The following is a 14289-nucleotide window of genomic DNA, read 5'->3' as shown; positions in this document are numbered from 1 at the left end:
GACCGTGACGGTGGCAGGCACTGATGCCGCCGGGGCGGTCCTGCCCCACCTGGCCCGCCGGCTCATCGCCTTGCACGCCCAAAGGGCTGATATCGCCGGCCGTGTCGAGGCCCTGGTGGAGGCCCACCCTCTCTTGCCCGGTCCTGGCCTCCATGCCCGGCATCGGGGTCCCGGCCGCCGCCGTCCTCCTGGCCGAGACCCTGGGCAAGACCCCCGCCACCGGGGCCCAGCTGGCCTCCTACGCCGGCCTGGCACCGGTGACCAGGAGGCCGGGGTCCTCGATCAAGGGCGAGAGGCGTCTCCCACGCCGGAAACAAAAGACTCAAGAGAGCCATGTTCGGCTCCGCCTTCGCCTCCCTCAGATCCGACCCCATCAGCCGCGCCTGCTACCAGCGCAAACGAGACCAAGGCAAACGTCCGGGCCAAGCCGTCCTCGCCCTGGCCCACCGCCGCATCCCGACCCTGAACGCCATGATCCGAGACGGAGCCCTCTACGACCCCCAACCAGCAGCACAGCTACCCACCACCGCTTGACACACCACATAGGAGCACCCCCCGAGCCTCCCCACCCGCCCCCTTCACCAAGATCGGTTCACTTCCGCACCGAGATCGGTTCGAAGCACCCAACAGGCACTAGCGCCCCCGCAAGGTGACGCTCCCACGCGCTCTCAGCACCGCACTGCGCTCCGCCCGCATCGCAGAACCGCGACGTCGCGCAGATTCTCATCGAGTGCAGCCGTGCTGGTCGCCGCGAAAGTGCGCAGGCGGTCGCCTCTCGGCTAGGAGAAGGCCAGCTCAAGGAGCCCCAGGGTCTCGACAGGCTCTGATAAGCCGGTGCCGGGCAGCAGGTCCCCTGCCCGCTCGGTCAGAGCCCCCGCGTTCAAACCAGAGCCCCATGACCGCGAGGGACCCCCGGAGGCGGGACGTCCCTCGTGATCACCGACCCGCATGAGCGACCCCGGGCCGATGACGGGCGGCGGGCCCCGACGTCAACGGAGGTTCGTCGCGTGAAGGTGCGTTCATGTTCCCGCGCGCTCCACGCGGGCACCCAGACGGAGCGCCCTCCCGCAACCCCTCGCAACCCCCGCTGTCGCCTTCGCCGAGACCGGTCCAGCTCGAAGGTCGGCGACGCCGAGTGCCTCAGGGTTGGGGGGCGCGTCGGCCCGCTGACGGCGCGATCACACCCCTCGTCGGTACCGTCGATTGACCACAGGACAAGATTTTTAACTGTGCGCCGCCCGTCTGGCAGTCGCATCACAGGATCGGGGCCGACGATTCCGGGGCGGGGCGGAGAGCTGCACATGGGAGAGCGGGGCCTCAATGACGCAGGACCGACTTTTCCCCGGAATTTCGGGGTTTCTATATCGCCGTCAAGATAGGTTGTCGTACTCCCATGTGCACAGACCCCCTAATGCGCACATGGGAACGCGTCAGCTCGTCTTGACGGAATCTGGAGAACCTCAGGACCATGCGGAAAGCCAGCGCCCACTCCGACGAAGCCCTTCTCTCCCATGTGCAGGTGCCGCGCCACACCATCCGAACCGCGCCTCGCAGAACAGGCCGCAGGCCCGCCGCCGGACGTGGCCCTCAGCGATCGCGCCCGCGGGAGCCACTGGGGCCGCGAGCCCGCCACCACCAGGCGCAACCACTCGGGAACCGGCCCTACCGGACCGTCGCGTCGCACGCCTCGGCCTCAATCCGGGCCATACGGCCGGTCCCGACCCCGGCTCGGGCTGCACGTCCCGACCTCAACCACGGCCGAGTCAACACGCACCGCCGCCCGGCCCCCGCCCTGCCGCCGAACCGACACACGACGCCGCCCAGCTCACCCTATTGACACCCCTACCCCCTGGGGGTATCGTTGCGAGCACCTCGACGTATCGGGCAGAAGCCGGGGAGGAAGTGAGACGCGGATGGCCGGCTACACAGGCACCAAGGACGACTACCTCAAGCGGCTGCGCCGCATTGAGGGCCAGATTCGCGGCATCTCCCGCATGGTCGAGCAGGACACGTACTGCATCGACGTCCTCACCCAGGTCGCCGCGGCCACCAAGGCCCTCCAGGCCGTCAGCCTCGGCCTGCTCGAGGACCACATGAGCCACTGCGTCATTCACGCCGCCCAGTCTTCCGACGCCGAGGGCCAGGCCAAGATCCGCGAGGCCTCCGACGCGATCGCCCGCCTCGTGCGGTCCTGAACGCACAACCCAAGGAGCACAACCATGTCCGAGTTCACCGCCGACGGCACCGACCGCACCACCACCCTCAAGCTCTCGGGCCTGACCTGCGACCACTGCGTCGCCCACGTCACCGAGGAACTCAAGGCCCTTGACGGCGTCAAGAACGTCTCCGTCGTCCTGAGCAAGGGCGGCCAGTCGGTGGCCACCGTGGTCTCCGACGTCGTCCTGGACGACGCCGCCCTGGCCGAGGCCATCGATGAGGCCGGCGACTACAGCCTCGACGCCGTCGAACGCGACGTGGCCTGACCCCAGCCGGCACCCGCCTCGCCCAACGACCCGACGACGGGCCGGGACGCGCGCAGCACGCGCCGCGACCGGCCCGTCCCTTGCCCGGGTGCGCCCGGGCCCAGCACCCGAGTCCAGGAGTCCGATCCACCATGAGCCAGTCCAGCGGACCGCCGCTCACCGACATCGCCACCGCCCCCGCGGGCACCGTCGACCTGGCGGTGGGGGGCATGACCTGCGCGTCGTGCGTGGCGCGCGTGGAGAAGAAGCTCTCCAAGCTCGACGGCGTGAGCGCCTCGGTCAACCTCGCCACCGAGTCCGCCCGCATCGAGCTCGCCGCGCCGGTCTCCGACGAGGAGCTCATCGCCGCCGTCGCCCGCGCCGGCTACACAGCCCGGCTCAAGGCCGGCCCCGCCCCCGCCGCGGCGCCCGGCGGGCTCAGAGCCGCACCGGCCCCCGGCGAGCCCGATGCCGCGCAGGCCCCCGCCCGGGCCACAACCCCGACGCCCCAGGCGGTCCCCGCACCCGCAGCCCCCGCGCCCCCGCGCATCGGCGCCTCCCAGGCCGCCCGGGCCGCGGAGCTGCGGCTGCGCCTGGTCTACAGCCTCGTCCTGTCCGTCCCCGTCATGGTGATCTCCATGATCCCGGCCCTCCAACTGCCCGGCTGGCAGTGGACCGTCGCCCTCATGGCGCTGCCGGTGGCGACCTGGGGCGCCTGGCCCTTCCACCGGGCCGCCGCCCGCGCCCTGCGCCACGGCGCCTTCACCATGGACACGCTCGTGTCCCTGGGCGTCATCGCCGCCACCGGCTGGAGCCTGTGGGCGCTCATCTGGGGCGGCGCGGGCGAGGTCGGCATGCGCATGACCATGGAGCTCATGCCGCGCCACCAGGGCCAGGCGGCCCACATGTACTTCGAGTCGGCCGCCTGGGTCACCACCTTCCTCCTGGCCGGCCGCTACGCCGAGGCCCGCGCCAGGTACCGCTCCGGCGACGCCCTGCGCGCCCTGCTCGAGCTCGGCGCCAAGGAGGCCACCCGGGTGCGCCTGGCCTCGCCGTCGGGCTCCACCGACGCGGTCGATGTCCTGGACGACGACGGCGCCCCCCTGCCCGAGGCCACCCGCACCGAGGAGCGCGTGAGCGTCGACGCCCTGGCGGCGGGCGACCTGCTGGCCGTGCGGCCCGGGGAGAAGATCGCCACCGACGGTGTGGTCGTCGAGGGCCGCTCGGCCGTGGACGCCTCCATGCTCACCGGCGAGTCGGTGCCCGTGGAGGTCGGGGTCGGCGACGTCGTCACCGGCGGGTGCGTCAACACCTCCGGATCGCTGCTGGTGCGGGCCACCGCCGTCGGGGCGGGCACGACCCTGGCCCGCATCGGGGCGATGGTCACGGCCGCCCAGGCGGGCAAGGCCCCGGTGCAGCGCCTGGCCGACCGCATCTCGGGCGTGTTCGTGCCCGCCGTCCTCATCGTGTCGGCCGCGACCTTCGCCGTGTGGCTCGGACTCGGCTACCCGCCGCAGCCCGCGCTCACGGCGGCCGTCGCCGTGCTCGTCATCGCCTGCCCGTGCGCGCTGGGCCTGGCCACGCCCACTGCCCTGCTGGTGGGCTCGGGGCGCGCGGCCCGGCTCGGCGTCGTCATCAAGGGCCCCGAGGTGCTGGAGTCCACCCGCGCCCTGGACACGATCGTGCTGGACAAGACCGGCACGCTCACCCAGGGCCGCATGAGCCTGGAGGCGGACGACGACGGCGCCGTCACGGTGGCGGGCGGCGCCACCCGCTCCGAGGCGTTGCGCCTGGCGGGCGCGCTCGAGGCGGCCAGCGAGCACCCGGTGGCCGCCGCCATTACGCGGGCCGCCCGGGCCGCGGCCGGGGCCCGGGCCGGCGGGGCGGACGCCGGCGCCGACGCCGACAGCACCGCCGAGGCCGCCCGGGCCGACGCCGGGACGGGCACCCCGCTGCCCCGCGTGGAGGACTTCGCCAACCACGAGGGCCGGGGCGTGACCGGGCGCGTGGAGGGCCGCGAGGTCGCCGTCGGCCGTCCGGCCTGGATCGCCGAGCGCGGCATAGCGATCCCCGAGGTGCTGGACGACGCCGTGGCGGCCTCCCAGGCCTCCGGCGCCACCGCCGTCGTGCTCGCGGCCGCCCCGCACCCCAGTGGGGCCGGCGAGAACGGAGCCGTCGAGGACGGCGCCGACCGAGGTGGCAGCACCGGCGCGACCCCGGCCGCAGTCGCCGTGCTGGCGGTGCGCGACACGGTGCGCCCGAGCTCGCGCGCCGCCGTCGCCGAGCTGCGGGCGCTGGGGGTGCGGCCGATCCTGCTGACCGGGGACAATGCCCGTGCTGCGGCGCACGTGGCCGCGGAGGTCGGGATCGCGGCCGAGGACGTGCGCGCCGACGTCCTGCCGGGCGGCAAGCGCGACGTCGTCGCCGAGCTGCAGGAACGCGGGCACGTTGTCGGCATGGTCGGCGACGGCGTCAACGACGCGGCGGCCCTGGCGCAGGCGGGCACCCGCGGCCTGGGCTTCGCGATGGGCTCGGGCACGGACGTGGCCATCGAGGCCGCCGACATCACGCTCGTGCGCGCCGACCTGGACGCGGTGGTCGCGGCGATCCGCATCAGCCGGGCGACGCTGCGCACGATCAGGCAGAACCTGTTCTGGGCCTTCGCCTACAACGTGGCGGCGATCCCGCTGGCGGCCGCCGGGCTGCTCAACCCGATGATCGCCGGGGCCGCCATGGCGACCTCCAGCGTCATCGTGGTGACCAACTCCCTGCGCCTGCGCCGGGCCGGTGCGTAGCCCCGCGCACCCGCTGATCGGGCCGAGCTCGCCCGTCCCCGCCCCCTTCGCCGAGATCGGTTCACTTCCGCACCGAGATCGGTCCCGTCCGGCGCCGAGACCATGACCAGGACCCTCAACGTCATGGACGCGGTCCAGAGGTCCGCCGGCACCTGGGCGGAGGAGCTGTGACAGCTGCACCTCGCCCGGGCGCGGACCGTCCCCGAGCTCTGGGGACTATCGTTGATGTCGCCCCTTTCCCACCGACTTCTTCACGAATAAGACCTGTGCAACCACGGCCAGGGCGCCGATCAGGCTGATGGCGCCCAACCAGCCGTGCGCGTACCCGCCTGCTGCGCCCGAGGGCACGACGACGGCCGGCCCCTGGTCGGCTCCCTGCGGATCGGGAGCCGATGGTTGCGGCCACCGAAGAATGACCTGCGCCGAAACGGCGTTGTGGTCGGAGGCAAAGTGCAGTGTCCCGTCGGCGTCCTTCCTCATCGTCGGAACGACGGCGTAGCTCGAGACGGTGGGGGCGATCTCGTCCCCCACAAAAATATGGTCTATCTTGTCGTGCTTATCGCCTTCAACCAGCCCGTTCCAGGTTCCCCCGTCCGCCAGGACCGTCTCCGCGCTGCTGTACGCGTCAACGAACATCCCCGAATCGACAACCGTCTTCGCCGCCGATACCGGGGTCGTCTCGAGGGTCGAGTTGAAGTCTCCGGTCAGTATCATGGGAAGCCGCTCGGTGTTGATGCTCCTGATCTGCGAGAGAAGAGCCCTCGCCTGGTCGACCTGATGGTTGCGATACCTCTTCTGCGATACTTTCTTCCCGCCCCCGCCCATCGGACCTATATTCGCGGCCACATGCGCATTGAACATGTAGAGCTCCTCGCCTGTGGCCCTGCTCCTCAGCCTGAGCCAGCTCGCAACGTTGCGCGGCCACCCGAAGCTCGACGCAGAAAAGTCGTTCGGCGTCTCAGACATCACGAAGCACCCCTGCGCGACCGGCTCGAACTTGTCCCGCTTGTAGGCGATCGGCTGCGTCCAGTTCTTCGGCTTCGCGTCCCACAAGGAGAAGTTGCAGCCCTCCCTGTCGGTCGCCGCGAAATCATATGCTGACAAGTTCGCGGAGTCCCTCAGGTCCTCGATCTGGCTGGGCGTCATGGAACCGTCGTCGCGCGCGAAGGCGGTCCCCACCTCTTGAAGGCCGACGACGTCCCAATCGTTGTCCCTGATGATCTCTGGTATCATTTTTGACCGGTTGTCGGGCTCGTGCCACGACGTCGGCGACACGTTGTTCTTGTCACGATATGTCAGGATATTGAAGCTGCCGGCCTTGATGTCCTCACCAGCGCCGCCCTCATCCTCGGCGCGAGCCGCCGGACCCCCGCCGAGACCTCCAACAACAACGATCACCATCAGCGCCAGCACTGCGCACCTGCGACAGATCTCAACCATATTTTCTTCCTATTCACCGGCGAGGACCTCTCACTGCGGTCGTGAGCGGCGGCGGGGCTTTCGCTGAGGCGGTCGGGTTCCGGGGCGGTGCGTGAGGCGCGCGGAGCGGAGTCCCACCCGCGCCGGAGGCGCCGCGCACCCCCATCGTGCCACTGCCGATACGCCCAGGACCACCGTCCGCCCCACCCGCTCCTCGCACCGCCAGCCCCCTCCGCCCGCTTTCGCCGAGATCGACCGATCTCGGCGAAAGGGGCGCACGGTCCGCCCGCCCCTGCCCGCCCTGCGGAGCCGGCGTCGCACTCCCACCACCGCCCCTGTGAGAGATTTCTCCTCATACGGCCGCCGGCCCGTCGCGCCAGGGAGTCCGGCGCGGGCCTCGAGCGGGAACAGCGGCCCAGGCCCCTCACCGGCCCGCGCAGACGCGAGCAGACACTATGCGCGCTCGCATCCATGAACCGTATGCGACAGTGGTAACATCCGCTTGAAGGCCTCAAGGGTCTATACTGCACGTACCCTCCCCGCACCCCTGTCCTTGAAGCCGCTCCTCTACTTATACCTCACTCCACTGAGGTCATACCCGCGAGTGAGGCGGAGCCCATGAAACCACCCTTAGACTCGTAGCATGACATCCGATCTGTCTCCAGGCTCGCAGGACGCCGCCGCCACGATACCTTCGGCGCCGGTGACCTCGCCCGTCGGCATCCCCCGGATCGGCCTCGCCTCCGCCCCCAAGCGACCGGCCCCGCAGGCCACGCCCTCTCCGCGCTCATCCACCCTCCTGGTGGACGCTGCGCCCCACCGCCTGCGCCGCACCGAGGATCTGCTCGACCTCGCCATGACCACCGTCGGCGCCGCCTCCATGTTCATCCTGGCCGCCTACGCGCACGCGACGACCACCGCGGTCACCCTCGACGTGCGCAACGCCCTCGCCGTCGTCCTGCGCCAGATCCTCGTCTTCCCCCTGCAGACCATCGAGGGCCTGGCGACCTTCGCGGTACCCGTGGCCGTCATCCTGTCCAACCTCCTGCGCCGCTCCTGGCGCACCACCGGGGAGGCCCTCCTGGGCGCCATGGGCGGCTTTATCCTGTCCTGGGCGGCTCTCGTCGTCGTGGCCACCTGGGGCCCCACCACCATTGTCGCCGGGCTGACGGTCACCGCCTCGGGCACCGCCCAGGTCGGCATCTCCACGGTCTTCGCCATCCTGTCGGGCCTGCTCACCGGGGCAGGCGAGCGACGAACCTCCCAGACGGTGCGCTACGGCTGGACCGCCGTGTGGATCATTGTCGGACTGGCGGTCCTGCGCGGCGCGCTGACCCTGCCCGGCGCGGTCCTGTCCGTGCTGCTGGGCCGCCTGCCGGGCCTGGTGGTCCGCTATGCCTTCGGCGTGGAGGACCGGCGCGCCCACGGCGTCGCGCTCGTGCGGGCCCTGCGCCGCGCCAGCATCGACGCCGTGCGGGTGGTGCGCATGGACCCGGCCCCCGAGGCGAGCGCCTGGACGATCGAGACCGATACCCCGCTGGGCTACACCGAGCAGGTGCGGGAGAACCCGCTGACCATGCCGGCCACCATGCCCAAGCTCGACGACGGCTGGGCGGACTCCTCGCCCAACCTGTTCGAGCACCTCGACGAGCCGGACGAGTCCGCCGGATCCGACGAGCCGGCGGCCGCGCTGCTCCCGGAGGAGACGGCGACAATCGTGAGGGCCGACGACGTCGATCCAACGGCGGTCCTGGCCGAGGCGTCCTCGGAGGCGCTGACCGAGGGCCGGCCCTCGGTGCATCGGCTCTATGCCGTATGGGACGCCAACGGCACCCGCTACGACGTCACCGTTCTCGACACCGACCGCCAGGTGGCGGGCTTCATCTCCACCCTGTGGGACCGCATCCGCATTAAGGGGCTGTCCTCCGAGCAGGGCCTGTCGGTGCGCTCCGCGGCCGAGCACGCCGCGCTCATGGCCCTGGAGGCCCGGCGCGCCCATGTGCGCACGCCCGCGCCGTTCGGCATGGCCGAGGCCGATGAGTCCGTCCTGCTGGTGACCGATCACGTCGTCGGCGCCCGCGCCCTGGGCTCCCTCGGCTCGGTCTCCAATGACATCCTGGGCCAGCTGTGGGACCAGCTGGGCCGGGCTCACGCCGCGGGCCTGGCCCACCGCGCCATCGACTCCTCCACCGTGGTCGTCGACTCCGCCAGCCGCGTCTGGCTCCTGGACTGGGACTCCGGCGAGACGATCTCCTCCGAGCTGTCGCGCCGCATGGACCTGGCCCAGGCCCTCGCCCTGACGGCCTCCGTCGTCGGCGTCGACCGGGCCATCGCCGCCGCCTCCCGCTCGCTGACCACCCCGCAGCTCGCCTCCATCGCGCCGATGCTTCAGCGCGTCGTCCTGCCCGCGTCCACCCGCGACGCCCTGGGACGGCGCGGCCGCCTCCTCCAGGAGCTGCGCGACGCCCTGGTGGACCTGACCCCCACGGCCCACGCCGAGCCGGCCAGGCTCGCCCGGTTCTCCCCGCGGACCGTGATCATGGCGATCGTCGGCCTTGTGGCCCTGTGGACGCTGCTGGCGCGCCTGAACTTCGAGCAGATCAGCGCCGCCGTGGCCACGGCCAATGTGTGGTGGATCCTCGCGGCGCTCGCCTTCTCCCTGGCGACCTATATCGGCGCGGCACTCGCCCTGGTCGCCTTCAGCCCGGTGCGCCTGAGCGTGTGGAGATCCACCGAGGTGCATCTGGCCGGCTCGGTGGTCGCCCTGGTGGCCCCCGCCGGTGTCGGCGGCGCCGCTCTCAACCTGCGGTTCCTGAACCGCAAGGGCGTGCCCACTCCCATCTCCGTCGCCACCGTCGCGCTCGTCCAGGTCGTCCAGTTCCTGGTGACGATTGTGCTGCTCATTGTCCTGGCGGCGATGACCGGCCAGTCCACCGGCCTGACCCTGCCCTCGGTCTGGCTCGTTCTGGGCGCTGTCATGCTGGTGGCGGTCATCGGCTCGGCACTGTTCATACCGCGGGTGCGCACCTGGGTGTGGGGGAAGGTCGAGCCGACCTATCGCCAGGTGTGGCCGCGTCTGGTGTGGATCATGTCGAACCCGCTGCGCCTGGCGCTGGGCGTGGGCGGGACCTTCCTGCTGAGCCTGAGCTATGTCCTCTCCTTCAGCGCGAGCCTGTGGGCCTTCGGCTACACGCTCCCCTTCTCGGTCCTGGCCATCACCTACCTGGCCTCCAATACGGTCGGCTCGGTGGTCCCGTCGCCGGGCGGTATCGGTCCGGTTGAGATCGCGCTGACGGCCGGGCTCGTGACCGCCGGCATCCCGAGCGGGGTGGCGCTGTCGGCCGCGATCGTCTACCGCCTGGTCACCTTCTGGGCCCCCATCCCCGTGGGCTGGCTGAGCCTGCAGCGCCTCCAGCGAGCAGGAGATCTGTAGATGATGACGCGGCTTGTCGCTACCACTCCCCCTTGCGTGCCCTTGCTATGGTATCGAGGTGACAGCAACTTCCTATGATTAAGGGCACCATGAGCACAACCTTGCATGGGCTCTCCTCCCCTGCTCCCCGCTGGCGCCTCAGCCTCCCCCACCTGACCAACCGCCCAATCAATGTGGGAATCGGCGCCCTCGTCGGCGTCGCTAACATTGCGCTGAATATCAGTACATCCGAACTCCGCGGCAGCCTCCACGCCATTGATCTGGCCTTTATGGTCGCGGCGCTCATCATCCTCATTCTGCTTCCGCTGCGGCCCGTATGGGGCATGTCCGCCTACCTTATCTGCTGGTTCCTCCTGCTCGCCCTGCCGAACACCTACGCCACGGACATGATGCTGACCCAGCTCGCCTTTTTCTTCTTCGCGGGACGCTTTCTTCCGACAGGCTATGCGGGCGCGGCTTTCGCCGTCGCAATCGTCGCCAACTTCCTATCCCTCCAACGGCAAGCCGGCGACACCATTGCCCTCAACGACTTCGTGGGCCTGGTGTTCTACACCACAATGGGGCTCCTCTTCATCCCCATGGGCGCCACGGTGCGGGCGAGCGAGCAGTCCCGCCTGGCTGAGGCCCGCCGCGCGGAGGAGCGCCTGGAGGAGCTGCGGCTGGAGATCTCGCGCGAGATGCACGACCTCATCGCCTACTCCATGTCCCAGACGGCCCTGCGGGCCCAGCGCGCCGCCGCGGACGCGTCCTATCCGGAGGCCGCCCGTCAGGAGTTCGCCGCTCTGGAGACGACGGCCGCCGACGCCCTTCACGAGCTGCGCCTTCTGCTGCGCACCCTGCGGCGGGCGGCCCCCGAGCTCGCCCTCGACGTCACCCACGCCACCGGGCTCGGGCACGTCGTCACCGACCTCGGGGCCGCGGTGCGCGCCGTGAGCGACGACATTGCCGCTTCCGGATTCGACGTCACCTACCAGTGCCGCGGGACCGCCTCCCCCACGCGGTCCCAGGCCTCCACCCTGTCCCGGGTCGCGCGCGAGATGGGCGCCAATGTCGTCCGCCACGCCGAGCCGAGCGCACCCGTGACCCTGACGCTGCGGCTGGGGCCCGAGGCCATACGCCTGGTCTCCACCAACCGGATCCGCACGACCCCGGGCGACCTGCCGCACTCCGGCTCAGGCGTGCTCGGCATGCGCGAGCGCCTGACGGCGATCGGGGGCGAGCTGACCACGCTGGCCGACGACGGCGCCTGGATCGTGACCGCCACGGTCCCGGTCGCCAGCACGCGGACCCCTCTTCCCGGAGGTGACTCATGATCAGCGTGGGCCTGGCCGACGACGACGCCCTGGTCCGCAGCACCCTCACCGAGCTCCTCGCCACCACCGACGACATCCGGGTCGTCTGGACCGCCTGCGACGGCCGGGAGACTCTCGCCCTGCTGCGCTCGCCGGAGGCGCCGGAGATCCAGGTCCTGCTCCTGGATGTGCAGATGCCGCGCCTGGACGGCATGACCCTGGCGGAGATGCTTCACAGGGAGCGGCCCGACATCGCCATTCTCATTCTGACGACCTTCGTGGCCGACGGCGTGCTCAACCGCGCCCTGGCGGCGGGAGTGCGCGGCTTCATTGCCAAGGAGGACCGGGTGGAGACCCTGGCGGACACCATCCGCAATGTCGCCGCCGGCAACACCGTCCTGTCCCCGGCCTCCTCGGCCATTATCGGCGGCTGGTCCGCACCCACCACGCCCGCGGCCACCTCTCCCGACGCCTCGGAGGCCCTGCCGCCGGGCGTCACCCTGTCCCCGCGGGAGTCCGAGGTGCTGGTCCTCATGGTCGAGGCGCTGTCCAACCGGCAGATCGCCACCCGGCTGCACCTGAGCGAGACGACCGTCAAGACGCACGTCTCCGCGATCATCGCCAAGCTCGGCGTCCAGGACCGGGTCGGCGCGGTCGTCTACGCCCTACGCAACGGACTTGTCTGACCTTCCTCCGATCGGATGAGACGATCGGAGGATGTGCACCCTTGGCGGCCCGTGCATGATTATCCCTGTCAGGATTCCTCATAGAGAACAAGGGCGGCGTTACATGTACTCTTCCCCTTCAAGTGCCCGTTGGCTCTTCAATTGGAGAATTTTCGTTCCCCGTTTCTGAATTTAATAAGCCGTCCCTGATCCCCGAGAATCCCTGGGCGTTCCTGACTTCCCTGAGCGTCCCTGGTCCCTGAACCTCCCTGAACTGCCCCTGAGTCTCCCTGAAAAGTCCCTGGCCTCCCTGAAGGCCCCTGAAAATCCCCGTAAGGTCCCTGGCCATCCCTGAGGGTCCCTGCCCGTGTGGGTGGAGTTCACTCCAAACGAACTCCACCCACACGGCACCCTCTCCTCACCCTCCCGGAAGCATGCTGTTGAAGTTCCCATGGAATTCCCCCGTCATTGACGCCGCACCGCTGCGCCCGGTCTCAAGCGCAACAGGTTCCCACTCCTTCGCCGCACGCGACCACTTCGAGATCGAGAGCGTGCTCGACGTCCTCTCCCGGGCCTGTCCGACAAATCTGGACGAGCAGCGCATCCTCGAGTTCAGCTGCGGCAGGCCCCGCACACCCTTCCTGCTTGCGGCGGCCGAGCACCGGGTTCTCGCAGCGGACACCGATCCGGAGAACCTGGCCAACATGGCCGAGCGGCTCGTCCCGTCCACACCGGCGCGCGCCGACGTCGCCGCACGCGTCGAGCTGCGACTGGCGGACATGCGGAACTTCTGCTTTCCCGAGGACTTCAAAGCCATCCACATCCCGTCTGCCGGCCTCGCCCTCTTCGACGCCGCTCAACGCTGCAATGTGCTCAAGCTGGCGGGCGACCATCTGGCCCCGGGCGGTCTTCTGATCATCTCGACGCAAGAGGTCCGACGTGCAGCCACATCCCTTGTCGGGGCCGCCGATTCGCCCGTCGTCCGTCCGGTGGAGCACACAGCGCTCGAGAGCCGCCGTCAGCCGGCCCTTCACTGGGACACGGACCTCAGCATCCCGCAGTCCCAGCTGATCGCGTCGTCCTGGATCGCCAATGCCTGCACCCGCCTGGGCATGACCGTGACCTTCCAGCGGTCGCGCCCCGATCCGACCTACCCCGGACACACACACGTCACCCTCGCCGTCCAGCACCCCTGATCACACCCGCCCCCTCCACCGAGACCGGTCGCTTCCGCGTTGAGATCGGCCCGGCCCGGCGACGTCCCCCGCTCCGCGGAGCAACCCCACCCGCCCCCGCCGTCCTCATATCCTCGAAGCGGGCACTCGACGACGGCTCAGGGGCAGCCGGGCCCGACTCCGACAGCATGCCGGGCCCAGCCTCTGCACCCGGCTCGGCCGATCACCCAGAGTCCCGACCCGTTTGCCCGACCACGGCCTGGTGGGAACACGCGAGAGGGTCGCCTCCCACGGCAGCACCCTTGAAACGGGACCGCAGGCCGACTACAGCCCCACCGCTATCGAGCTGCCGGCCGGGGTGGAGGCTGATGTCGTCCTCATGGACGTGCGGATGCCGCGGATGGACGGGGTCGAGGCGTCCCGCCGCATCGTCGACGCTTCCGAGCCCAGGGTCCTGGTCCTGACCACCTTCGACATCGACGAGTACGCCTTCGAGGCGATCCGCGGTGGCCCGAGCCACTCCGACCAGGGCGGTCGCTCACGTCTGCACCGCCGTCGTCCTTGAACTTCCGCTCCAGACACAGGCCCGAAGTCACTGCGGACGCCGACGGCCCGGACAAAGCGAGCGGCAGAGTTCAGCAACTCGTCCACCTTCCGGGCCGTCACCTTATCCTTGCGGACCTTGACGCGTCGCCCCCCGGCTTGGACACGGCCCCAGGGGGTCGGCGTAGTCGTGGGTGTGTTGGTGGGGGTGCGGCGCGGTTCCTGGGGTGACGATGGGTGTGTCCTACGCACCCTTTCGTCGTCAGGAGCCGCGCCGCTATGCCATCTTCCCCTATCAACATTGCTGGGCGCCAGCCGAGCCTGATGCAGGTCTTGTCCACCGTGCCCGATCCCAGGTGCGCCCGGGGAATGAGGCACCGGCTGGAGGTGATCCTGGCCGTGGCGGTGGGGGCCGTGCTGTCCGGAGCGCGCAGCCTGCTGGCCATCGGGCAGTGGGCCGCCGGCCTGGACGCCGAGGCGCGCACAAGGCTGGGCCTGCCCGCCT

At 70.4% G+C, this 14289-nt stretch carries 10 protein-coding genes and 1 pseudogene; 10 read left to right on the top strand and 1 reads right to left on the bottom strand.

What is annotated here, in order from left to right; all coding sequences use genetic code 11:
- The 4 genes and pseudogenes from O145_RS17700 to O145_RS14290 form a co-directional block, all read left to right on the top strand.
- Nucleotides 1-534: pseudogene (locus tag O145_RS17700) on the top strand (transposase); the annotation flags it as partial.
- 1379 nt (nt 535-1913) lie between these two features.
- Entirely contained in the window at nt 1914-2195 is a 282-nt protein-coding gene (locus tag O145_RS14300; protein WP_043564192.1) for a metal-sensitive transcriptional regulator, read from the top strand.
- 24 nt (nt 2196-2219) lie between these two features.
- On the top strand, nt 2220-2483 hold the full coding sequence (locus O145_RS14295; RefSeq protein WP_043564190.1) for a heavy-metal-associated domain-containing protein: 264 nt from the start codon (nt 2220-2222) through the stop codon (nt 2481-2483).
- A 131-nt stretch (nt 2484-2614) separates the two neighbouring features.
- Entirely contained in the window at nt 2615-5257 is a 2643-nt protein-coding gene (locus O145_RS14290; protein WP_043564189.1) for a heavy metal translocating P-type ATPase, read from the top strand.
- A 216-nt stretch (nt 5258-5473) separates the two neighbouring features.
- Here O145_RS14290 and O145_RS14285 read toward each other — a convergent pair whose 3' ends face one another.
- Nucleotides 5474-6697, bottom strand: a complete 1224-nt coding sequence (locus tag O145_RS14285; protein WP_043564188.1) for an endonuclease/exonuclease/phosphatase family protein — start codon at nt 6695-6697, stop codon at nt 5474-5476.
- 622 nt (nt 6698-7319) lie between these two features.
- On the opposite strand from O145_RS14285, the gene O145_RS14280 reads away from it, so the two are divergent.
- From O145_RS14280 to O145_RS17695, 6 genes are all read left to right on the top strand, one after another.
- Nucleotides 7320-10109 (top strand): lysylphosphatidylglycerol synthase transmembrane domain-containing protein, encoded by a 2790-nt coding sequence (locus tag O145_RS14280; protein ID WP_043564186.1) that lies wholly within the window; start codon nt 7320-7322, stop codon nt 10107-10109.
- Between the two features lie 89 nt (nt 10110-10198).
- On the top strand, nt 10199-11422 hold the full coding sequence (locus O145_RS14275) for a sensor histidine kinase (RefSeq protein ID WP_229118603.1): 1224 nt from the start codon (nt 10199-10201) through the stop codon (nt 11420-11422).
- Nucleotides 11419-12087 (top strand): response regulator transcription factor, encoded by a 669-nt coding sequence (locus tag O145_RS14270; protein WP_043564184.1) that lies wholly within the window; start codon nt 11419-11421, stop codon nt 12085-12087. The genes O145_RS14275 and O145_RS14270 overlap by 4 nt, the downstream gene beginning before the upstream one ends.
- Nucleotides 12088-12500: 413 nt before the next feature.
- The gene (locus O145_RS14265) at nt 12501-13262 is read left to right on the top strand and encodes an SAM-dependent methyltransferase (RefSeq protein WP_043564182.1); all 762 of its coding nucleotides are present in this window, start codon (nt 12501-12503) and stop codon (nt 13260-13262) included.
- A 241-nt stretch (nt 13263-13503) separates the two neighbouring features.
- Complete coding sequence (locus O145_RS16715; protein ID WP_411265965.1) at nt 13504-13806, top strand: response regulator; 303 nt, start codon at nt 13504-13506, stop codon at nt 13804-13806.
- 257 nt (nt 13807-14063) lie between these two features.
- A partial coding sequence (locus O145_RS17695) for a transposase family protein (RefSeq protein WP_169740376.1) occupies nt 14064-14289 on the top strand: 226 nt, incomplete at its 3' end.

The sequence above is a fragment of the Actinomyces israelii DSM 43320 genome (genome assembly GCF_000711965.1).
Taxonomy (GTDB): Bacteria; Actinomycetota; Actinomycetes; order Actinomycetales; family Actinomycetaceae; genus Actinomyces; species Actinomyces israelii.
This window is presented reverse-complemented; position numbering and strand designations above follow the sequence as displayed.

What these genes read in the sequence shown, in the direction of transcription:
- O145_RS14300 (WP_043564192.1), top strand. Translation starts at nt 1,914, where the DNA reads ATGGCCGGCTACACAGGCACCAAGGACGACTACCTCAAGCGGCTGCGC.
- O145_RS14295 (WP_043564190.1), top strand. Translation starts at nt 2,220, where the DNA reads ATGTCCGAGTTCACCGCCGACGGCACCGACCGCACCACCACCCTCAAG.
- O145_RS14290 (WP_043564189.1), top strand. Translation starts at nt 2,615, where the DNA reads ATGAGCCAGTCCAGCGGACCGCCGCTCACCGACATCGCCACCGCCCCC.
- O145_RS14285 (WP_043564188.1), bottom strand. Translation starts at nt 6,697, where the DNA reads ATGGTTGAGATCTGTCGCAGGTGCGCAGTGCTGGCGCTGATGGTGATC.
- O145_RS14280 (WP_043564186.1), top strand. Translation starts at nt 7,320, where the DNA reads ATGACATCCGATCTGTCTCCAGGCTCGCAGGACGCCGCCGCCACGATA.
- O145_RS14275 (WP_229118603.1), top strand. Translation starts at nt 10,199, where the DNA reads ATGAGCACAACCTTGCATGGGCTCTCCTCCCCTGCTCCCCGCTGGCGC.
- O145_RS14270 (WP_043564184.1), top strand. Translation starts at nt 11,419, where the DNA reads ATGATCAGCGTGGGCCTGGCCGACGACGACGCCCTGGTCCGCAGCACC.
- O145_RS14265 (WP_043564182.1), top strand. Translation starts at nt 12,501, where the DNA reads ATGCTGTTGAAGTTCCCATGGAATTCCCCCGTCATTGACGCCGCACCG.